This window comes from Micromonospora sp. NPDC049374 (assembly GCF_040677165.1).
GTDB lineage: Bacteria > Actinomycetota > Actinomycetes > Mycobacteriales > Micromonosporaceae > Micromonospora.
The window spans coordinates 642,973-662,704 of record NZ_JBFAQH010000001.1 but is presented as its reverse complement, the minus strand read 5'-3'; the positions used below and the strand labels follow the sequence as shown (position 1 = coordinate 662,704).

At 72.2% G+C, this 19,732-nt stretch carries 16 protein-coding genes; 6 read left to right on the top strand and 10 right to left on the bottom strand.

Annotated elements, in window-relative coordinates:
* Window positions 1-18 precede the first annotated feature (18 nt).
* The 5 genes from AB0J93_RS03090 to AB0J93_RS03070 all read right to left on the bottom strand — a co-directional run bounded on the left by AB0J93_RS03090 (window position 19) and on the right by AB0J93_RS03070 (window position 4,831).
* A complete protein-coding gene (locus AB0J93_RS03090; protein ID WP_363917534.1) occupies window positions 19-1,509 on the bottom strand; it encodes a phosphatase PAP2 family protein in 1,491 nt (496 codons plus the stop codon).
* 72 nt (window positions 1,510-1,581) lie between these two features.
* Window positions 1,582-2,598, bottom strand: a complete 1,017-nt coding sequence (locus tag AB0J93_RS03085) for a YihY/virulence factor BrkB family protein (protein WP_363917532.1) — start codon at window positions 2,596-2,598, stop codon at window positions 1,582-1,584.
* Window positions 2,599-2,749: 151 nt separating this feature from the next.
* Window positions 2,750-3,745: a diacylglycerol kinase family protein gene (locus AB0J93_RS03080; RefSeq protein WP_363917530.1), complete on the bottom strand. Its 996-nt coding sequence runs from the start codon at window positions 3,743-3,745 to the stop codon at window positions 2,750-2,752.
* A gap of 271 nt (window positions 3,746-4,016) precedes the next feature.
* Window positions 4,017-4,595, bottom strand: a complete 579-nt coding sequence (locus AB0J93_RS03075) for a Clp protease N-terminal domain-containing protein (protein WP_363917528.1) — start codon at window positions 4,593-4,595, stop codon at window positions 4,017-4,019.
* Window positions 4,595-4,831 carry an HTH domain-containing protein gene (locus AB0J93_RS03070; protein WP_013732409.1) on the bottom strand — a complete coding sequence of 79 codons (237 nt, stop codon included), beginning with the start codon at window positions 4,829-4,831 and terminating at the stop codon, window positions 4,595-4,597. The genes AB0J93_RS03075 and AB0J93_RS03070 overlap by 1 nt, the downstream gene beginning before the upstream one ends.
* A gap of 205 nt (window positions 4,832-5,036) precedes the next feature.
* Here AB0J93_RS03070 and AB0J93_RS03065 point away from each other — a divergent pair, with 205 nt between their 5' ends.
* The 3 genes from AB0J93_RS03065 to AB0J93_RS03055 all read left to right on the top strand — a co-directional run bounded on the left by AB0J93_RS03065 (window position 5,037) and on the right by AB0J93_RS03055 (window position 9,291).
* Entirely contained in the window at window positions 5,037-5,867 is an 831-nt protein-coding gene (locus tag AB0J93_RS03065; RefSeq protein WP_363917526.1) for a universal stress protein, read from the top strand.
* A 117-nt stretch (window positions 5,868-5,984) separates the two neighbouring features.
* Window positions 5,985-8,378, top strand: coding sequence for a phosphoketolase family protein (locus AB0J93_RS03060; RefSeq protein ID WP_363917524.1), 2,394 nt, complete (start codon window positions 5,985-5,987; stop codon window positions 8,376-8,378).
* A gap of 13 nt (window positions 8,379-8,391) precedes the next feature.
* Window positions 8,392-9,291: a universal stress protein gene (locus AB0J93_RS03055; RefSeq protein WP_363917523.1), complete on the top strand. Its 900-nt coding sequence runs from the start codon at window positions 8,392-8,394 to the stop codon at window positions 9,289-9,291.
* A 23-nt stretch (window positions 9,292-9,314) separates the two neighbouring features.
* Here the strand turns inward: AB0J93_RS03055 and AB0J93_RS03050 are convergent, their stop codons facing one another.
* Window positions 9,315-11,240, bottom strand: a complete 1,926-nt coding sequence (locus tag AB0J93_RS03050; protein WP_363917522.1) for a heavy metal translocating P-type ATPase — start codon at window positions 11,238-11,240, stop codon at window positions 9,315-9,317.
* Between the two features lie 176 nt (window positions 11,241-11,416).
* Here AB0J93_RS03050 and AB0J93_RS03045 point away from each other — a divergent pair, with 176 nt between their 5' ends.
* Entirely contained in the window at window positions 11,417-12,421 is a 1,005-nt protein-coding gene (locus AB0J93_RS03045) for a nitroreductase family protein (RefSeq protein ID WP_363917520.1), read from the top strand.
* Between the two features lie 134 nt (window positions 12,422-12,555).
* Window positions 12,556-14,229 (top strand): GAF domain-containing sensor histidine kinase, encoded by a 1,674-nt coding sequence (locus AB0J93_RS03040; RefSeq protein WP_363917715.1) that lies wholly within the window; start codon window positions 12,556-12,558, stop codon window positions 14,227-14,229.
* A 56-nt stretch (window positions 14,230-14,285) separates the two neighbouring features.
* Here AB0J93_RS03040 and AB0J93_RS03035 read toward each other — a convergent pair whose 3' ends face one another.
* On the bottom strand, window positions 14,286-14,924 hold the full coding sequence (locus AB0J93_RS03035) for a response regulator transcription factor (RefSeq protein WP_281566709.1): 639 nt from the start codon (window positions 14,922-14,924) through the stop codon (window positions 14,286-14,288).
* A gap of 297 nt (window positions 14,925-15,221) precedes the next feature.
* Here AB0J93_RS03035 and AB0J93_RS03030 point away from each other — a divergent pair, with 297 nt between their 5' ends.
* The gene (locus AB0J93_RS03030; protein WP_363917517.1) at window positions 15,222-16,196 is read left to right on the top strand and encodes a nitroreductase; all 975 of its coding nucleotides are present in this window, start codon (window positions 15,222-15,224) and stop codon (window positions 16,194-16,196) included.
* Between the two features lie 31 nt (window positions 16,197-16,227).
* Here AB0J93_RS03030 and AB0J93_RS03025 read toward each other — a convergent pair whose 3' ends face one another.
* The 3 genes from AB0J93_RS03025 to AB0J93_RS03015 all read right to left on the bottom strand — a co-directional run bounded on the left by AB0J93_RS03025 (window position 16,228) and on the right by AB0J93_RS03015 (window position 19,711).
* Window positions 16,228-17,256: an NAD-dependent epimerase/dehydratase family protein gene (locus tag AB0J93_RS03025; RefSeq protein ID WP_363917515.1), complete on the bottom strand. Its 1,029-nt coding sequence runs from the start codon at window positions 17,254-17,256 to the stop codon at window positions 16,228-16,230.
* A gap of 275 nt (window positions 17,257-17,531) precedes the next feature.
* Window positions 17,532-18,545: a LacI family DNA-binding transcriptional regulator gene (locus AB0J93_RS03020; protein WP_363917513.1), complete on the bottom strand. Its 1,014-nt coding sequence runs from the start codon at window positions 18,543-18,545 to the stop codon at window positions 17,532-17,534.
* A gap of 128 nt (window positions 18,546-18,673) precedes the next feature.
* Complete coding sequence (locus AB0J93_RS03015; RefSeq protein WP_363917511.1) at window positions 18,674-19,711, bottom strand: LacI family DNA-binding transcriptional regulator; 1,038 nt, start codon at window positions 19,709-19,711, stop codon at window positions 18,674-18,676.
* Window positions 19,712-19,732: the final 21 nt, after the last annotated feature.

The window sequence follows — 19,732 nt, the reverse complement described above, 5'->3', positions numbered from 1 at the left end:
ACCCTCAGCACGGCAGGCTCAGCCCGGCCGGCCGGCCCGGGCCAGCTCGTCGTCAAGGGTGTCCACGTCCTCCGATTCGATGGCCGGTCGGTTGCCCTGCCGGACGTCCTCGTTGGGGCGCACCACCCAGTACAACAGCCCGATCCACAGCGTGGTGAGCAGGATCGCGCCCATGAAGTCCGTCGGGTGGTGCATGCCCCGGTACATCCGGGAGACCGCCACCCCGACCGGCATCACCACGGCGAGCGCCACGAAGACCCACCGCCACCACCGGTCGGTCCGAGGGAGGACGATGACGGCGATCGCGACCCAGATGCAGAGGCTGGCCGCGATGTGCCCGGACGGGAACGACGAGGTCGGCATCGGACCGTCCAGGTTCTCCACCGGCGGGCGCGGCCGGTCCACCGCCGCCGCGCTGGCCAGGAAGAGGGTCAGCTCGCCGAACATGGTCAACGCCACGAACAGCACCGGCCGCCAACGCCGCCAGATCGCCAGCACCAGCGGGCAGAAGACAAGCGAGATCGCCATGATGGCGTGGGTGTCCCCGACCTTGCTCCACCACCAGCTGAAATCGTCGAGCGAGGCGGTACGGCGCTCGGCGAACCAGGTGGGCACCGTCTCGTCGAGGCGGGCCAGGAAGGTGTTGTCGGCGTAGTAGCTGACGAACATGCCGAACCCGTAGAGGGCGCCGAACACCAGCACCCAGCCGACGATGATCTCGGCGACGCCGGCCCGGGCGTGCGGCAGCAACCTCTCCTCGTCCGGCGCGGGCGCCACCTCGTGCCCGGCCTCCGGCTCCAACCCCTCGGTCAGTGGCGCCGCGGGCCGCCCCCGCTCCAACCGCCACAACCGGAAGGCGTACGCGGTGACGCCCAGCCAGGCCGCGCCGAGCAGCCAGGCACCGAGCACATCGGAGAGGAAGTGCACGCCGAGCGCGACCCGGGTGAACCCGATCAGGAACACGACGGTGGCGACCAGGGCCATCGCCGGCCGACGCCAGCGGGGCGCCATCGCCGGCAGGAACACCAGCAGCAGCGCGCCGTAGGCCACCATCGACCCGAGGGCGTGGCCGCTGGGGAAGCTCTGCCCCGCGTACGCGCCGATCGACACGTCCACCTCGGGACGCAACCGGTCGACGAGCGTCTTGAGCGAAGGGTCGAGGATCAGCGCGCCCACGCCGGTGACGATCAGGAACACCGCGAGGCGACCCTGCCGACGGATCAGCAACCCGACCACGGCGACGGTCACCAACCAGATGATGACCGTACGCCCACCGAGGTCGGTGATGGCGTTGAGCACCGTCACCAACGGCCCGATCGGCGCGACCTGGTCGTTGAGCCACTGGGCGACACCGTGGTCCACGTCGTACAGCGGCGACCACCGTACCCGGACCAGCACCAGCAGCAACCCGAAGCCGACCCCGGCACCGAGCACGAGCGCCAGACCGGCGAGCGTACGTTCGGTGAAGTGTCCGAGGGGTCGTCGCAGTACGTCCCTGACCGCGCCCACGGCAGCCTCCTTCGCTTCTGGCGTGCCGCAGTACCCGGTACGTCGCCGCGGTACACCCGGCGGCACTCTGGGTCAGAGCGCGGTCATCTCACCGGTGTCGTGCACGGGGGTCCGCTGCGCGTTCGGCTCCCACAGGTCCGGCTTCGCCGGCTCCTGCACGCCGATGCGTACCGCCTCGAGTTGCGCCGCGAACGAGAGCCCTCCGAACAGCGCCATGCCGGTGAGGTTCGCCCAGAGCAGCAACGCCATGATCCCGGCCAGCGCGCCGTAGGTCTGCCCGAAGTCCTCACTGAACCGCACATAGCCGGCGAGCAGCAGGCTGGCCAGCCACCACAGCGCGGTGGCGATGCCGGCACCGAACAACAACCAGGACAGGCCGGGCTGATGGCGCCGGGGCGCGTGGCGGAAAAGCACCGCGACGGCGAGCACCGTCAGGCCGAGACTGAGCGGCCAACGCACCAGATCCCACCCCGTGCCGGCGACATCACCCCAGGCGTAGTGGCGTTCCACCGAGTCCCCCATCGGCCCACCGCCGACCAGGATGAGGAACCCGGCGAGGGCCGGCAGGCCGGCGCTCACGGCGAGCACCGCCGCCCGCAGGTACTTCCACAAGGCCGGCCGGTCCCGCTCGACGCCGTAGATGCGGTTGGCGCCCCGCTCGATCTGGGCCATCGTGCTGGTCAGCGCCACCAGACCGGTGATCAGGCCGAGGGTGAGCGCCACCTCGCCGGTCTCCTCGACCCGCTCGGCGCCCGCGTCGTCGCCCCCGCCGAGCAACTCGGCGACCATCTGGTCACTGGTGCCGGGGGTCAGCGCCAGCACCGTGTCGGCGACCACCTCGCCCCCCTCGGCCACGCCCAGTTCGGAGATCAGCCCGGTGAGGGCGATCAGGAACGGCACCACCGCAAGGCAGAGCTGGAACGCGAAGGCCCGCGAGTGACTGAACCCGTCGCCGTAGCGGAACCGGGTGAACGCGTCGCGCAACAGGTGCCAGCCGCCCTCCCGGCGCAGCGTCTGCCAGGCGTGGTCGGCGCAGAGCTGCTCGTCGGACATCAGCCGGGTCTCCGGCACGATCTTGGTGCTGCTCACCGTGCGACCCCTTCGCTCGCGACTGCGGGGCTCGCCAGCTCACTCCTCGCGCTCACCGAACCCGCCCTTCGCTCGCGACTGCGGGGCTCGCAAGCTCACTCCTCGCGCTCACCGAACCCGCCCTTCGTTCGCGACTGCGGGGCTCGCCAGCTCACTCCTCGCGCTCACCTCGGCCCTCCTCGACGAGGTGTTCGCCCCGTTCGGCGGCGGCCGACGCGTCCTCGGCCAGGTCGGGAGCCTGCTCCGGTCGCGGTACGCACAACCACAACGCCCGCCGCCGAATCTGCACCCGCAGCCCGCGGCCCGGCTCGATCAGGTCGCCGTCCAGTTCCCGAGGCTGACTCCGGTTGCTGGTTATCTCCACTCGACGGGCCCGGTACACCTCCATCCGCGGCACCCGGTCACGGCGGCGCAGCACCGCCCAGCCGAGGGAGAGCCAGTGCCGCAGCGTGCGCGGAGTGAGCACGGCGACGTCGAGGTATCCGTCGTCGGGCTCCGCCTCGGTGAGCAGGGTCACCCCGCCCTGGAGCCGGCCGACGTTGGCGACCAGCACCGAACGGGCGCGACGGCGCAGCGGCGGCTGGTCGTCCAGCCGGATCGACACCCGCATCGGCCGGTCCCGCAGGTGTCGCGCGGCCCCCACCACATACGCGGGCCAGCCGATCCGGCGCTTGGTCGTCTCGCTGGTGGCATCGAGCATCTGGGCGTCGAAGCCCATGCCGGCCATCACCGCGAAGTGGTGCCCGTCCACCTCACCGACGTCGAGCAGCCGCCGACCACGCTCGATCGCCACCGCCAGCCCGGCGGGCAGTTCATCCGAGAGCCCCAGGTTGGCCGCGAGCAGGTTGCCGGTCCCCTGTGGCAGCACGGCGAGCGCCACCTCGGTGCCGACCAGGGCGTCGACGCAGGCCATCACCGTACCGTCGCCGCCGCAGGCGAAGACCACGTCGACCCCGGCGGCGAGGGCCTTCTCGGTCTGGCCGCGACCGGGGTCGTCGGGGGTGGTCTCGAACCACAGCGGTTCCGGCCAGCCGGCCGCGTCGAGCGTGTCGCCGACGGTACGGCGCAACGCGTCGAGATCGGTCACCTTGACCGGGTTGACCACCACCGCGCTGCGCAGCGGTCCTTCGTTCCGTCCGGCTTCCACGGCGTCAGTGTGCAGCACCCTGCCGGGTTGAGCGACCCGACACCGCTGTGCCTCGATTCACCCCACCGCCGCCGTACGCCAACGTTTCACCCAACCACCACCGGAAGACACCCCCCACTCACCTCCCACCAACCCGCACCCCCACCCGCCAACGATCACCTTCCACCGGCGATCTTGCAGTTTCCGTCGTTACATATGCCGCAAGAGCCGCATAACAACGACCAAAACTGCAAGATCGCGACAGCGAGGCTGCTGTGGGAGGCGGGGAGGGTCAGGCGGTGGTGCGGAGGGCGAGCTCGATTCGGCGGCGGGCGTCGTCGAGGTCGACCCCGGCCTCGGTGAGCGCCAGTGCGGCGAGGCCGTTGCCCTCCCGCAGCAGGCCGAGCAGGAGGTGCTCGGTGCCGATATGGCGGTGGCGCAGCCGTAACGCCTCGCGCAGCGACAGCTCCAGAGCCTTCTTCGCGCGGTCCGAGAACGGACCGCCGGTCGGCCGCCGCCGACCCCATCGGCGGCGCGGTGCCGGCACCGCCTCGCGGAGGGCGTCCGGACCGAACGACTCCTCGATCCGGGCGACGATGGCGGCGAGGTCGATGCCGATCTCGCGCAGTGCCGCCGCGTCGGCCTCGCCCAGGCCACTGCCGCCGCTCTCGGTGTGGCGGCGGATCCGCTCGCGCAGGTCGTCGGCGGTGACCCCCGCGTCGCGGAGCACCCGCACAGCCAGGCCGTCACCGTCGGAGAGGATGGCGAGCAGGAGGTGCTCGGTGCCGACGGGCCGCTGGCCCTCGGCATGGGCCTCCTCGCGTGCCCGCCGCACGACCGCACGGGCACGGTCGGTGAATCGTTCGAACATCACGCCTCCCAGGAGGATTCGACCGCCGGTCGCCCGGCGTGTTTCTTGTGCACCGCCTGCCGGCTGACCTCGAGCGCGTCGGCGATCTCCTGCCACGACCAGCCCTGTCGCCGGGCGTTGTCGACCTGGACCACCTCAAGCCGTTCGAGCAGCCGGCGCAGGGCGCGGACGGCACGCAGGCCGACCCGGGGGTCGGTGCTGCCGGCCGCGGCTGCGAGTTCCGTTGCCTGACTCATGGTGTCAACCTACATTGACACGGCACGTCCGTCAACCTGAGTTGACACACCGCTGTTCGGCGGTGCGGGGCACAGACGGTTCAGCTCGACAACGCGCGCCCACGGACACGACAGCACCGGGCGTAGGACGATCCGGCCCCCGGGGCGTACCACCGCGACTAGCCTGAGACGCAGGTTGGGTGCCACAGCTGCGGGGGTGATGCGGATGGCCGCCGCCAGCGACGCACCGGTGCTCGTCGGCGTCGGTCCGGAGGACGCCCAACCGGTAGCCCGCCTCGCCGCCCGGGTCGCCGCCGCCCACGGACGCGGGCTGCACCTGCTGCACGCCTTCAACTGGGCTGCCTTCGACGCACCGGCGGTCTCCAGCTCCCGGGCCGAGGCCGAACAGCTGATCGCCGAGGCGACCGCGGCGGCCAACGAGAACGAGCCGGGCGTGCCGGTCACCGCCGAGATCGCCGAAGGCTCGGCGGTGGCGAACCTCGTCCGCAGGTCGGAGACCGCCTTCCTGGTGGTGGTCGGCGACGGTGGGATGGCCCACTGCGACCGCTGCATCCCGGCGGACAGTCCCGCCGTGCAGGTGGCCGCCCGCGCCGAGTGCCCGGTGCTGGTCGCCCGACGGGAACCCCCACCCTCCGGCCCGGTCCTGGTCGGGGTCGACGGTTCGGCCTCTGGCGAGCTCGCGCTGGGTTGGGCCCTCACCTGCGCCACCCGGCACAAGGCACGCTTGCTTGCGGTCTGGGTGGTCGACTCCGACGGGTTCATCGAGGAGGCCACCGAACGGCTCAGCGAGATGGTGTCCCGCCACCGTGCCGGCCATCCCGACGCCGCCGTCGAGTGCCACGTCATCCGGGGCGAACCCGGTGACGTACTTGTCGACCAGTCCCGCTCGGCACAGTTGGTGGTGGTCGCCGCCCGGGGCGAGGAACCGTTGCGCGGGATGCTCGGCGCGGTCAGCCAGTCGCTGCTCTACCACGCCCCGTCCCCGGTGCTCGTGATCCGCGGCGTGACCGACACACCTGCCCCCGACGGGTCGTGACACCCGGGCCGGCGGGACCAACGGCCCTGATCCAAATTCGCCGATTAGGCCAAGCTGACAGAGGAAACCGCGCGTTGCGGATGCAGGATTCACCGACCCGCGAGAGGCTCAAGCAGTATGGACACCGCTGTAGACCTGCGAAGCCCCCTGACCGATGACGAACTGCGCCGGCTGGACGCCTACTGGCGGGCGGCGAACTACCTCACCGTCGGGCAGATCTACCTGCTGGACAATCCCCTGTTGCGTGAACCGCTTACCCCCGAGCACGTCAAGCCCCGCCTGCTCGGGCACTGGGGCACCTCCCCCGGGCTGAACCTGATCTACGCCCACCTGAACCGGGCCATCGTGGCGCGGGACCTCAGCGCCATCTACATCACCGGGCCCGGTCACGGCGGACCGGCACTGGTGGCGAACACCTGGCTCGAAGGCACCTACAGCGAGCTGTACCACGACATCGGTCGCGACGAGGCCGGCATGGCCCGGCTGTTCCGGCAGTTCTCCTTCCCCGGCGGCATCCCGAGCCACGTCGCGGCGGAGGTGCCGGGCTCGATCCACGAGGGCGGCGAGCTGGGGTACGCGCTCAGTCACGCCTACGGCGCCGCCTTCGACAACCCCGACCTGCTGGTCGCCTGCGTGATCGGGGACGGCGAGGCGGAGACCGGCCCGCTGGCCGGCAGCTGGCTGTCCAACGTGTTCCTCAACCCGGCCCGCGACGGCGCGGTGCTGCCCATCCTGCACCTCAACGGATACAAGATCGCCAACCCGACGGTGCTGGACCGCATCCCCGAGTCCGACCTGCTCGACCTGATGCGCGGCCAGGGCTACCAGCCGTACGTGGTGGCCGGCGACGATCCGGCCGTGGTGCACCAGAGCCTGGCCGCCACCCTGGACCGGGCGCTGGACGAGATCGCGGAGATCCAGCGCCACGCCCGCTCCGGCGCGACCGTCGAACGCCCGCGCTGGCCGATGATCGTGCTGCGTACCCCGAAGGGCTGGACCGGGCCACGCGACGTCGACGGCAAGCGGGTGGAGGGCACCTATCGCGCACACCAGGTGCCGCTCTCCGCCGTCCGCAGCAACCCGGAGCACCTGGCCGAGCTGGAACGGTGGCTGCGCAGCTACCGTCCGCAGGAGCTGTTCGACGCCACCGGCGCGCCCGTCGCCGAGGTGGCCGACCTGCCGCCCAGGGGACCGCGACGGATGAGCGCCAACCCGGTCGCCAACGGCGGCTCGGTGCTGCGCGATCTGGTGCTGCCCGACTTCCGCGACTACGCCGTCGAGGTGCCCCGGCCAGGCGAAACGGTCACCAGCGCCACCGGCGAACTCGGCAAGTGGGTCCGGGACGTGATCACTGCCAACCCGCAGACGTTCCGGCTGTTCGGCCCGGACGAGGTCGCCTCCAACCGGCTCCAGGCGGCCTTCGAGGTCACCGGCCGGGCCTGGATGGCCGGCAGGGTCGACGGCGACGACCACCTCTCCCCCGACGGGCGGGTGATGGAGGTCCTCTCCGAGCACCTCTGCCAGGGTTGGCTGGAGGGCTACCTGCTCACCGGCCGGCACGGCATCTTCACCAGCTACGAGGCGTTCATCCACATCGTCGACTCGATGGTCAACCAGCACGCCAAATGGCTCAAGGTCACCCGTGGCATTCCGTGGCGGCAGCCGGTCGCCTCGCTGAACTACCTGCTCTCCAGCCACGTCTGGCGGCAGGACCACAACGGTTTCTCCCACCAGGACCCGGGCTTCATCGACCACGTGATGAACAAGAAGGCCGAGGTGGTGCGGGTCTACCTGCCGCCGGACGCCAACACCCTGCTCTCCACCATGGATCACTGCCTGCGCAGCCGCCACTACATCAACGTGGTGGTGGCCGGCAAGCAGCCCGCGCCCAGCTGGCTCACCATGGACGAGGCCATCGCGCACTGCCGACGCGGCGTGGGCATCTGGGACTGGGCCAGCACCGACGACGGCAGCGAACCGGACGTCGTGCTCGCCTGCGCCGGTGACGTGCCGACGCTGGAGACCCTCGCCGCCGCGGACCTGCTGCACCAGCACCTGCCCGAACTCAAGGTCCGGGTGATCAACGTCGTCGACCTGATGCGGCTCCAGCCGGCCGCCGAGCACCCGCACGGCCTGCCGGATTCCGAGTTCGACACGCTGTTCACCCGCGACAAGCCGATCATCTTCGCGTACCACGGCTACCCGTGGCTGATCCACCGACTCACCTACCGCCGGACCAACCACGACAACCTCCACGTACGCGGGTACAAGGAGGAGGGCACCACCACCACGCCGTTCGACATGGTGATGCTCAACGACCTGGACCGCTTCCACCTCGTGATCGACGTGATCGACCGGGTACCGGGGCTGGCCGCCCGCGCGGCGCACCTGCGGCAGGAGATGACCGACGCGCGCCAGTCGGCCCGCGACTACACCCGCCGGTTCGGTGAGGACGATCCCCGGGTGGCCGAGTGGCGCTGGGTCCGCGAGACAGACCCGACCAACCGGTGAGGAGGTATCCCTGATGAGCGAGCACAGCACCGGGCCGGCCAGCGGCGCGGAGATCCTGGTGGGCTACGACGGCTCGCCGGACGCCGCGGCGGCGCTGGAGTGGGCGCTGGATCAGGCCCGCCGCGACGGCCGGCCGGTCCGGTTGGCGTACGTCTTCGAATGGCTGACCGTGGCCGGCTGGGTCGGTCCGGGCGTCACGCCGGGCATGTGGCCCGACGAGCAGGCCCGCCGGCAGGTCGAGGAGCTGGTCGGCAAGGCCGCGGCGGACGCCGCCGCCACCCACCCGGGCCTGGACGTACGCGGCGAGGTGCTGGACGGTCCGCCCGCCCTGATCCTGGAGGAGGCTTCGACGCAGGCCGGCCTGTTGGTGCTGGGCAGCCGCGGGCACGGCGGCTTCGCCGGTCTGCTCGCCGGCTCGACCGCGGTCAACGTCACCGCGCACGCGCACTGCCCGGTGGTGGTGGTCCGTCGCCGACCGGCCGAGAACGACCGGGCCGGGCACGTCGCGGTCGGGGTGGACGGCTCGGAGCATTCGCTGCTGGCCCTCGGCTTCGCCTTCGAACAGGCGGCCCTGCGTCGGGTGCCGCTGCACGTGGTGCGTGCCTGGCAGCCGCGACGTGATCAGTGGAGTTTGCGTGGCGAGCAGGCCCGCGACGCGGCGCTGGCCGACCAGCGCGCCGAGTTGGACGAGGCGTTGCATCGCTGGCAGGACAGCTTCCCCGACGTCGAGCTGACCGTGGAGACGGCCGCCGCCGCACCGGCCGGTCTGCTCATCGATGCCAGCCGCAACGCACAACTGATCGTCGTCGGCAGCCGGGGGCGCGGTGGGTTGCGGGGCATGCTGCTCGGCTCGGTCAGCCAGCAACTCCTCCAGCACGCCCACTGCCCGGTGGCGGTGGTCCGGGAACGCTGAGGTACGTCGTGGGCCGGCCGCTGTCAGGCCGGCCCACGACGCCCGCCCCGGAGCGCGCGCAGCGCGTTGAGGATCACCAGTACGTCGATGCCCTCCTGAAGGAACGCGCCCGCCACCGGCGGCAGCCGACCGGCCGCCGCGAATCCCATCGCGAGCAGCGCCAACCCCATCCCCACCGTGGCGCTCTGCACCGCGATCCGGCGGGCGTACCGGGCCACCTCGACCGCGTCGGCGAGCGGATCGAGGCGGTCGACGCTCAGCACCGCGTCGGCGACATCGGCCGAGGCGGTCGCCCCGGTGGCCCCCATCGCCACGCCGACATGCGCCGCCGCCAGCGCCGGAGCGTCGTTGACCCCGTCACCGACCATCACCGTCACCGCCCGGCCCGCCTCGGCTCGAACCCGGCTCACCTTCTCCTGCGGGGTGCACCGGGCCAGCACGTCGTCGACGCCCACCGCGTCGGCGACGCGGCGGGCATCCTCTGGCCGGTCCCCGGTGACCATCACGATCCGGGTGAGCCCGACGGCACGCAGCCGCGCCACGGTCCGGCGGGCGTCGGGGCGTACCGGATCCTCCAGCAGGACGGCGCCGAGCGGCCCGGCCCCGTCGGCCACCCAGACCAGCGAGTGTCCCGCCGCGCTGGCCCGGTCGCTGGCCTGCTCGGCCCACTCCGGCAACGTCCCGGGAAGCTGGCCGACCCGGATCCGCCGCCCGTCGACCCGCCCGCTCACCCCCCGGCCGGGCTCCTCGGTCACCTCCGCCGGGGTGACCAGTCGCAGGCCGCGCTCACCGGCGGCGCGCACCAGCGCCGCCGCCAGCACGTGTGAGGACAACTGTTCCACCGAGGCGGCCACGCGCAGCACCTCGTCCGGGTCACCGCCGGGAGCCACGACGGTGTCGGCGACCCGGGGACGGCCGGCGGTGAGCGTGCCGGTCTTGTCGACAAGCACGGTGCGCGCCCGCCCCAGGGCCTCCAGCGAACCGCCGTCGCGAACCAGGACCCCGCGCCGGGCCACCCGGGACAACCCGGAGACGATGGCGATCGGCGTGGCCAGCAGCAACGGACACGGTGTCGCCACCACCAGCACCGCCACCGCGCGGAGGAACTCGCCGGAGAGCACCCAGCCCAGCCCGGCCAGCACCAGTGTGAACGGCACGAAGGCGGCGGCGTACCGGTCGGCCAGCCGTACCGTCGGTGCCTTGCGCGCGGTCGCCTCCTCCGCCAGCCGGACGATCCCGGCGTACGTGCTGCGCTCGGCGCTCTCCGTGGCCCGCAGCCCGAACGCGGCCCCGGCGTTGACCACACCGCTGGACACCCGGGCCCCGGCCACCCGCTCGACGAGCCGGGACTCGCCGGTGACCACCGACTCGTCCAACGTCGCGGCGGTCTCGGTGACACCGTCGACGGCGACCACGTCACCCGGGCCGACAAGCAACCGGTCACCGGCCGCCACCCGGTCCACCGGCACCACCTCGACGCCACCGTCGGCGGTACGCCGCCGCGCGGTACGCGGTGCCCGCTCCAGCAGCGCCCGCAGGTCCCGGGTCGCCCGCCGCTGCGCGTACGACTCCAAGCTCCGCCCGGTGGCCAGCATCACCGCGACCACCGCACCGGCCAGGTACTCGCCGACGACAAGTGCGCCGCCCAGCGCCAGCACGGCGATCACGTCCACGCCGAACCGTCGCCGCAGCAACTCCCGCAGCACCGACGCGGCAGCCGGCAGCAACGCGACCAGGGTGGCCACCGCCCACAGCGCGTCGGCAGCGCCCGAACGCCCGGCCAGTCGCACCGCCGCGCCGGCCAGCACCAGCAGCGTGAGTCCGGCCAGCGGGGTCCACAGCCACCAGTTCCGACGCCGCCGACCTGATCCCTCGGATTCGGGTCGCGCCGGCTGGTCCGGCAGGCACTCGCCGTTGCCCCGGTCACCTGCCGACCGCTGCTCCCTCACCTGCGGATCGTCTCAGCCGGGTCGAGCGGTCGGGGCGGAACGCGGGTCACAGGTCCCGTCCGGTCGGGACGTGCGGGTCGTGCGAGGCGCCGGCCGATGGCGCACGATGAACCGGACCGCGCCCACAGCCGTACCGAGGTGCGGCACCATGGGGCAGAGACGGAAAGGTCGTGAGGATGAGCCACCAGACGCCGGCTACCCACCGCCCGCTGACCACCGCACTCGCGGAGGCCGCCGCGATGGCCGGTCATGCGCCGTCGGTGCACAACAGCCAGCCGTGGCGCTGGCGGGTGCTGCCCGACGCGTTGGAGCTGCGGATGGTGCGCGACACCAGGCTGGCCGCCACCGATCCGCAGGGCGAGCTGGTCACCCTCAGCTGCGGTGCGGCGCTGCACCATGCCCGGCTGGCGTTGGCCGCCGAAGGATGGGCGACAAGCGTGCAGCGGATGCCCGACCCGGGCGACCCTGACCTGCTCGCCCGGCTCACCGAGCCACGAGCCACCGGCGCCGACCCGGACGCGATGCGGTCGGTGCAGTGCATGCAGGTGCGGCACACCGACCGACGTCCGGTCAGCGACGAGCCGGTCTCCGCCGACTCGTTGAGCGCCATCGCGTCGGCCGCCGGCCGGGAGGGTGCCCGGTTGGAGATCCTCGACCGCGACCAGGTGCTGCAACTTGCCGCGTCCGCCTCGCACGCCGCCACGGTCGAGGCGGAGGACTCCCAGCTGCGGGAGGAACTGGAGTACTGGACCAGCCGCGCCGGCGGCACCGGGCTCACCGCGGAGGTGCTGCCGGAGCAGCCCACGCAGACCACCGTGCCGGGCCGGGACTTCGGTCGCCCCGGCACCCTGCCGGTCGGGCCGGGGCACGACCGGGCGGCGTCCTACGCGGTGCTCTACGGCGACCAGGACGAGCCGGTCGACTGGCTACGTGCCGGCGAGGCGCTGTCGGCCGCCTGGTTGGCCGCCACCCGACTGGGTGTCTCGATGGTGCCGCTCAGCGGCGTGGTCGAGGTGCCGGCCACCCGGCAGACCCTGCGCCAGATGCTCGCCGGGCTCGGCCATCCGTACCTCGGTCTGCGCCTGGGGGTCGCCGACCCGGCCCACGCCGGCCCACCGCACACCCCGCGACTGCCCCGCGAGCAGGTGGTGGACACCTCGGCCGTGTCCGGCGACGCCTAGCGGTGTGCCGTGTCGTGGCGAGGTCCAGGCGGCGATCGGCGAGGCGGGACATTCCCGCACGGCCGGCCACCGGCTAGCATCGCCGGGTGACCGTCGGTGCACCCAACCCCCGGCACGAGCCACCGTCGCTCGGCCTGAGCCCGCTGTCCCGAGTCCGTTTGGACGAACTGCTCCAGGAGATGCTGGATCGCGTCGGCGAGGTGGTGACCAGCCGGGAACGACTGCGGGCGCTACTCGACGCGGTCGTCGGCATCGGCACCGACCTGGATCTGCGCAGCACCCTGCGGCGCATCGTGCAGGCGGCCTGCGACCTGGCCGGTGCCCGCTACGGCGCGCTCGGGGTGATCGGCCCCGACCGGATGCTGCACGACTTCATCACCCACGGCATCTCCCCCGAGCTGCACGCGAAGATCGGTGATCTGCCGCACGGCCGGGGAGTGCTCGGCCTGCTCATCGACGAGCCGAAGCCGGTACGGATGCCGGACATCACCCAGCATCCGAACTCGTACGGCTTCCCGCCGCACCATCCGCCGATGCACACCTTCCTCGGGGTGCCGGTCCGCATCCGCGACCAGGTCTTCGGCAATCTCTACCTCGCCGAGAAGCAGGGCGGCGCCGAGTTCACCGAGGACGACGAGGAGATCGTCGTCGCGCTCGCCGGAGCGGCCGGCGTGGCGATCGAGAACGCCCGGCTGTACGCGCTGGCCCACCGGCGGGAACGCTGGCTCTCCGCCACCGCCGAGATCACCTCGGTGCTGCTCGGCGAGGTGCGCCGTACCGACGCGCTGACCCTGGTGGCGCGTCGCGCCCGCGAGGTCGCCGAGGCCGAGCTGGCCCTCGTGCTGCTCTACGACGAGGATGCGGACCATTTCACCGTCGAGGTCGTCGACGGCGTCGGTAGCCAGGCTCGCGCGCTTGTCGGCACGGTGCTGCCGGCCGCCGACACCAGCTTCGCCGGCCCGGTCGTGGCGGGCCGGCACGACTCGGTGGAGGATCTGGCCCACGCCGCGCCGTGGCCGGCGGTGCTGCACACCGGGCCGGCGGTGATCTCTCCGCTGGCCACCGCCGACACCCTGCACGGCGTGCTGGTGATCGCGCACAGCGCCGACCACGGCGGTGCCACCGACGACGACGTGACCCTGCTGGGCAGCTTCGCCGGTCAGGCGGCGCTGGCCATGGAACGCGCCCGTGGCCAGGAGGAACGCGAGCAGCTGGTGGTTCTGGAGGACCGCGAGCGGATCGCCCGGGACCTGCACGACGTGGTGATCCAGCGGTTGTTCGCCACCGGCCTGCAACTGCAGAGCGCGGTGCCGTTGACGGCGCGCCCGGAGGTCGCCAAGCGGATCAACGCCGCGGTCGACGACCTGGACACCACAATCAAGGACATCCGCCGCACCATCTTCGAGCTGCGTACCCCGATGAGCGCGGCGCTGCGTACCGAGATCCGCGAGGCGGTGGAAGCCGCCGCCGAGTCGTTGGGTTTCCGGCCGAGGCTGGAGCTGATCGGGCCGATCGACAGCGCCGTACCGGACGAGGTGCGCCCCGAACTCGCCGCCGTGCTCCGCGAGGCGCTGTCCAACGCGGTACGCCACGCCGAGGCCACGGCGGTGTCGGTGGCGGTACGCGTCGACGCCACCCAGGTCAGCGTCACCGTCACCGACAACGGAGTGGGCTGCGACCCGGCCGCCGCCCGGGGCGGGCTGGTGAACCTGCGCGAACGCGCCGAACGGCACGCCGGCACCTTCGAGGTACGCGGTGCCGAACCGCGCGGCACCGAGTTGCACTGGTCGGTCCCGCTCCGGGCCTGAGCCGCACTTGTCGGTCCCGCCGACGGGCCCGAGCCGCCGCAGCCCTGCGGGTGGGGTCAGTGGGTCTTGCCGAGCAGGCGGGTTGCCAGCACGGCGGCCTGGGTACGACGCTCCAGGCCGAGCTTGGCCAACACGCTGGAGACGTAGTTCTTCACCGTCTTCTCGGCCAGGAACATCTTGCTGGCGATCTCCCGGTTGGTCAGCCCCTCGGCGACGTACTCCAGGATGCGCCGCTCCTGCTCGGTGAGGGACTGCAACTCGCGGGGCTGCTCCACGCCGCTGCGGATGCGATCCAGCACCCGGGTGGTGATCGCCGGGTCGAGCAGCGACTGACCGGCCGCCACCCGGCGTACCGCGTCGACGAGGTCGGTGCCGCGGATCTGCTTGAGCACGTACCCGGAGGCACCGGCCATGATCGCGGCGAAAAGTGCCTCGTCGTCCTCGTACGAGGTGAGGATCAGCCCCTTGATCGAGGAGTCCACGGCCCGGATGTCCCGGCACACGTCGATGCCGTTGCCGTCGGGTAGCCGGGCGTCGAGGATCGCCACGTCGGGCCGGAGCGCCGGAATCCGGCGGGCCGCCTCCGGGGCGGAGCCGGACTCACCAACCACCTCTATGTCGCCGCTGGCATGCAGCAGATCGGCCAGACCACGACGGACGACCTCGTGGTCGTCAAGCAGAAACACCCGGATCATCCCCCCTTTCTACCCCCTCCCGCCCACCCCCGCCCGGGCCAAAAGTCCCAACCTCCCCCAACCAACCTCCCCCACCCACCCACCCCACCCACCCCACCAACTTCCACCCCGTTGATCATGAAGTTGTTGCGGCTGGGTCCGGCGTGGCGCGACAACAACTTCATGATCGGCTTTCGGCGGGTGGGGGCAGGGAGGGCGGGGTGTCCTGGGGGTTCGGGACGTGTGGCCCTGCTGGGTGGGTGGGGGCGGGGGGCACGGTGGGGAAGAGGTACCAGGCGAATGCGAGGGGGCCCGACCATGGAAACCGGCTACAGCGTCGAACAACTGCGGGCCGCCGCGACAGACGCGGTCCGTGCGCCGTCGCTGCACAACGTCCAGCCGTGGCGGTTCCGGCTACGCGACGGTGGAATCGAGGTGCTCCTCGACCCGACCCGGCGGCTGCCCGCCACCGACCCGAGCGGCTGGGGTGCCCGCCTCGCCGGCGGAGCGGCGCTGTTCAACCTGCGCCTCGCCCTGGCGGTGGCCGGCGCCCCGGCGACGGTACGACTGCGTCCGTACCCGTCGGAACCGGACGTGCTGGCCCGGCTGGTGCCGGACCTGCCGCGCCGACCCAGCCCCGCCGAGCAGAGCCTCTACGCGGCCATTCCACGCCGGTTCAGCAACCGTGCCCCGTTCTGGCCCGACCCGGTCCCGGCCGACTCCCGCTGGCGGCTGGGTGAGGCGGCCCGGGCCGAGCACTGCTGGCTGGAGTTGCTGATCGGGGTGAGCGCCGTCAACGCCTTCGCCGAGATCGCTCGCGGCGCGCACCGGGTCCTCGAACGCGACCCCGCCTACCGAGCGGAACGCGAGGCGTGGGTACGCGCCGGAGACGAGCCGGACGGCGTCCCGGTCACCGCCAGCGGCCCCCAGGCCGAGCCACAGGACCTGCTTCCGTCGCGTGGCTTCGGCGGTATTCAGCGGGCACCCGGACGCGACTTCGAGCCGGAGCCGCTCGTGGCGGTGCTCGGCTCCGCCGGCAACACCGCCGTCGACCAGGTGGTCGCGGGTCAGGCGTTGCAGCGGATGCTGCTGACCGCCACCGACGCCGGGCTGTCCGTGTCGATGCTGTCCCAACCGATCGAGGTGCCGTCGGCCCGGGAGCAGCTCCGGCTGTCGCTGGGACGGTTCGGTACGCCACAGATGGTGATGCGGATCGGGTACGGCCAGCCGGGCCGGCCCACTCCCCGCCGCACGGTGGACGAGGTGCTGGACCTGCCGGTGCACCTCGCCTAACGGCTGTCAGCGGTGGGTGGCACCGGGGACGTCAGCTGGGTGGCACCGGGGACGGAACGTCGGTGGTCAGGGCCGCGAGCAGGCCGGCCTCCCGGGCCGGGTCCAGACCGACCGGCCGCCGGGCCGGTCGACCGGCGCGGGCCGGCACCGAACCCACCCGGCGCAACCAGGCCCAGGTGTCGACGACGGTTTCGGTCACCGGTCGACAGCTGAGCCCGTCAGCGTACGCACGGGTGACGTCCATCTGCTGCATCCACCGGTACTCGTGGCCCGGCGGAATCCAGACCGGCAGATCGTTCCACGGTTCCACACCCGCGGCGAGCAGTTGCCCCGGCTCGACCCAACGCAGCCGAGCGTCAGCGCCGGTGGCCGTCACACCGACGGTGAGTAGCTCGCCCATGGTGGTGTGGCCGGGTCGGCTCACCACGTGGACCGCGCCGGCTTGGCCGGCGACCCCGGCGTCCAGCAGGAAGGCCGCCAGGTCGCGGACGTCGACGTACTGCACGGGCAGGTCGGCAGGGCCGGGCGCGAGCACGTCACCGCCCCGGGCGAGGCGGTTCAGCCACCACGGCAGCCGGCCGATGTCCTCGCCCGGACCGAGGATCAGCCCGGCCCGGGCGAGCAGCACCCGGTCGCCGAACACCGCGCGTAGGGCCCGCTCGGCACCGGCCTTGAGCGTCGGGTAGTCACCGTCGATGTCGTCCGGGGCGGCGTCGACCAGCGGCGCCTGCTCGGTCACGCCGGCCGGTACCGGCCGGGCGTACACCGAACCGCTGGAGACGTAGACGTAGCGCCCGACCCGTTCGGCCAGCATCCGTGCCGTCGCCTGGGCTGCGCGGGGCGCGCCGTCCCAGGTGTCGACGACGAGGTCCCACTCTCCCTCGGCCAGCGCGGCCAACCCGTCGACGGTGGTGCGGTCACCCACCAGTTGCCGTACGCCAGCCGGGGGCGCCCCGTGCCGCCCCCGGTTGAACGTCGTCACCGCCCAGCCCCGGTGGATCGCCTCGGCGACCACCGCCCCGCCAACGAATCCCGACCCGCCCAGCATGAGGAGTTTCATCTGAGCCACCCTGCCCCTTGTCGGCGGCGTCTGGGTGGCTCGTTCACCGTCAGCGGATCTGCCAACGGCAGAAGCCGGCGACGACCTGCGCCTGGCCGGGTGGAAGGTGGGTGCCGTGTCCGGCGGACGGCGTGGGCGTCCGCCGGACACGGCCGGGCGGTGCCGCGGGCACGGCGGGCACCACCAGCCAGTTCCTTGGTGAAAGGACGGCGAGTCCCATCGTCGGCCCCACCGGATGCCGCGTCAACAACTTCCGGAAAAATATCGATACCTGGTTAGGCCGCAGCCGCGCTGTCCCGGATGACGAGTTCGGTGGCGAGCTCCACCCGGGGGCTCTCCACCTGCTCGCCTCGGGCCAGCCGCAGCACCGTCCGCGCCGCCAACATCCCCATCTCGGCCAGCGGCTGCCGCACCGTGGTCAACGGCGGTGAACACCACCGGACTTCCGGCAGGTCGTCGAAACCCACCACGCTGATGTCGTCAGGTACGCGCAGACCGCGTTGCCGGACCGCCTCGTACACGCCCAACGCCATCTGGTCGCTCGACGCGAAGATCGCCGTCGGCGGCTCGGTCAGGCCCAGCAACCGCACCCCACCGTTGAAACCGGCCTCGTGGTAGAAGTCGCCCGGGCAGACCAGGTCCTCGTCGAAGGACAGCCCGGCGGCTTCCAGGGCGGCGCGGTAGCCGTCCATCCGGGCCCGGCTGCACATCAACTGCGGCGGTCCGGCGATGAACCCGATCCGCCGGTGCCCCAGCCCGATCAGATACTCCGTCGCCCGCAGGCCTCCTGCCCAGTTGGTGGCACCGATCGTGGTCGCCTCCCGGGCCGGCAGGCCGTCCGCGTCGACGATCACGACCGGGATGCTCAGCCGGCGCAGCTCGGCCTGCAGGGGTGGCTCGACCATCGAGGTCACGAAGATCACGCCCTCGGTGCCCCGGCGGCGCATGCCGTCCAGCCACTGCTCCGCGGAGGAGGTCTGCCGGTGGATGGCCGACACGACGGTGCCCACCCCCGCAGCGTGCGCCACATCCTCCACACCCCGGATGATCTCCACCGCCCACGGACTGTCCAGGTCGTTGAAGACCAGGTCCACCAACCCCGAACTGGCCCGCATACTCGGCGGCCGACGCCGGTAACCATGCCGCGTCAGCAACTCCTCCACCCGCTCACGGGTCTGCGGAGCCACATCCGAACGACCATTGATCACCCGGGACACCGTCGGCACCGACACCCCCGCCAGGTCCGCTATCGCGGAAATCGTGATCTTCCGGGTGTCTCTGGCAACCACGGCACTCCCTACCCAACCGGTACGGCGACAGCCCGCACCCTGCCCCGGGGCGGCCAGGGCGGGCAACCAGCCGCCCGCCCACACCCTAGTGCCGAAAATTTCACTCGACTATCGGTAGTTGGCGCAGTTCACTCCGACGACCCCCGGTCGGCCTGCGGCGCGGCCGCGCTGTCCCGGATGACGAGTTCGGTGGCGAGCTCCACCCGGGGGCTCTCCACCTTCTCACCGCGGGCCAGCCGCAGCACCGTCCGCGCCGCCAACATCCCCATCTCGGCCAGCGGCTGCCGCACCGTGGTCAACGGCGGCGAACACCACCGCACCTCCGGCAGGTCGTCGAAACCCACCACGCTGACGTCATCAGGCATCCGCAGACCGCGCTGCCGGACCGCCTCGTACACGCCCAACGCCATCTGGTCGCTCGACGCGAAGATCGCCGTCGGCGGCTCGGTCAGGCCCAGCAACCGCACCCCACCGGAAAAGCCGGCCTCGTGGTAGAAGTTGCCCGCCTGGATCAACCGGTCGTCGATCGGGATCCCGGCGGCTTCCAGGGCCGCCCGGTAGCCGTCCATCCGGGCCCGGCTGCACATCAACTGCGGCGGCCCCGCGATGAACCCGATCCGCCGGTGCCCCAGCCCGATCAGATACTCCGTCGCCCGCAGGCTCCCCGCCCAGTTGGTGGCGCCGATGGTCGGCGCGTCCTGGGCGGGGACACCCGCCGGGTCGACGATCACGGCCGGGATGTTGAGCCGGCGCAACTCCGCCTGCTGTGGCGGTTCGAGGGTGGAGGTCACGAAGATGACCCCCTCGGTGGACCGGGTCCGGATGTTGTCCAGCCACTGCTTGGCCGAGGACGAGCGGCGGTGGATGGCCGAGACGACGGTGCCCACCCCCGCAGCGTGCGCCACATCCTCCACACCCCGGATGATCTCCACCGCCCACGGACTGTCCAGGTCGTTGAAGACCAGGTCCACCAACCCCGAACTGGCCCGCATACTCGGCGGCCGACGCCGGTAACCATGCCGCGTCAGCAACTCCTCCACCCGCTCACGGGTCTGCGGAGCCACATCCGAACGACCATTGATCACCCGGGACACCGTCGGCACCGACACCCCCGCCAGGCGGGCGATGGCCGCGATGGTCACTGTCCGGTTGTCGTTGGCAGCCATGCGCCCTCCCTACTTCGCTCA

Excerpts from the sequence above, each read along its gene's own strand:
- AB0J93_RS03035 (WP_281566709.1), bottom strand. The coding sequence starts at position 14,924 with ATGATCCGGGTGTTTCTGCTTGACGACCACGAGGTCGTCCGTCGTGGT.
- AB0J93_RS03015 (WP_363917511.1), bottom strand. The coding sequence starts at position 19,711 with ATGGCTGCCAACGACAACCGGACAGTGACCATCGCGGCCATCGCCCGC.
- AB0J93_RS03030 (WP_363917517.1), top strand. The coding sequence starts at position 15,222 with ATGGAAACCGGCTACAGCGTCGAACAACTGCGGGCCGCCGCGACAGAC.
- AB0J93_RS03025 (WP_363917515.1), bottom strand. The coding sequence starts at position 17,256 with ATGAAACTCCTCATGCTGGGCGGGTCGGGATTCGTTGGCGGGGCGGTG.
- AB0J93_RS03045 (WP_363917520.1), top strand. The coding sequence starts at position 11,417 with ATGAGCCACCAGACGCCGGCTACCCACCGCCCGCTGACCACCGCACTC.
- AB0J93_RS03065 (WP_363917526.1), top strand. The coding sequence starts at position 5,037 with ATGGCCGCCGCCAGCGACGCACCGGTGCTCGTCGGCGTCGGTCCGGAG.
- AB0J93_RS03075 (WP_363917528.1), bottom strand. The coding sequence starts at position 4,595 with ATGTTCGAACGATTCACCGACCGTGCCCGTGCGGTCGTGCGGCGGGCA.
- AB0J93_RS03070 (WP_013732409.1), bottom strand. The coding sequence starts at position 4,831 with ATGAGTCAGGCAACGGAACTCGCAGCCGCGGCCGGCAGCACCGACCCC.
- AB0J93_RS03055 (WP_363917523.1), top strand. The coding sequence starts at position 8,392 with ATGAGCGAGCACAGCACCGGGCCGGCCAGCGGCGCGGAGATCCTGGTG.
- AB0J93_RS03060 (WP_363917524.1), top strand. The coding sequence starts at position 5,985 with ATGGACACCGCTGTAGACCTGCGAAGCCCCCTGACCGATGACGAACTG.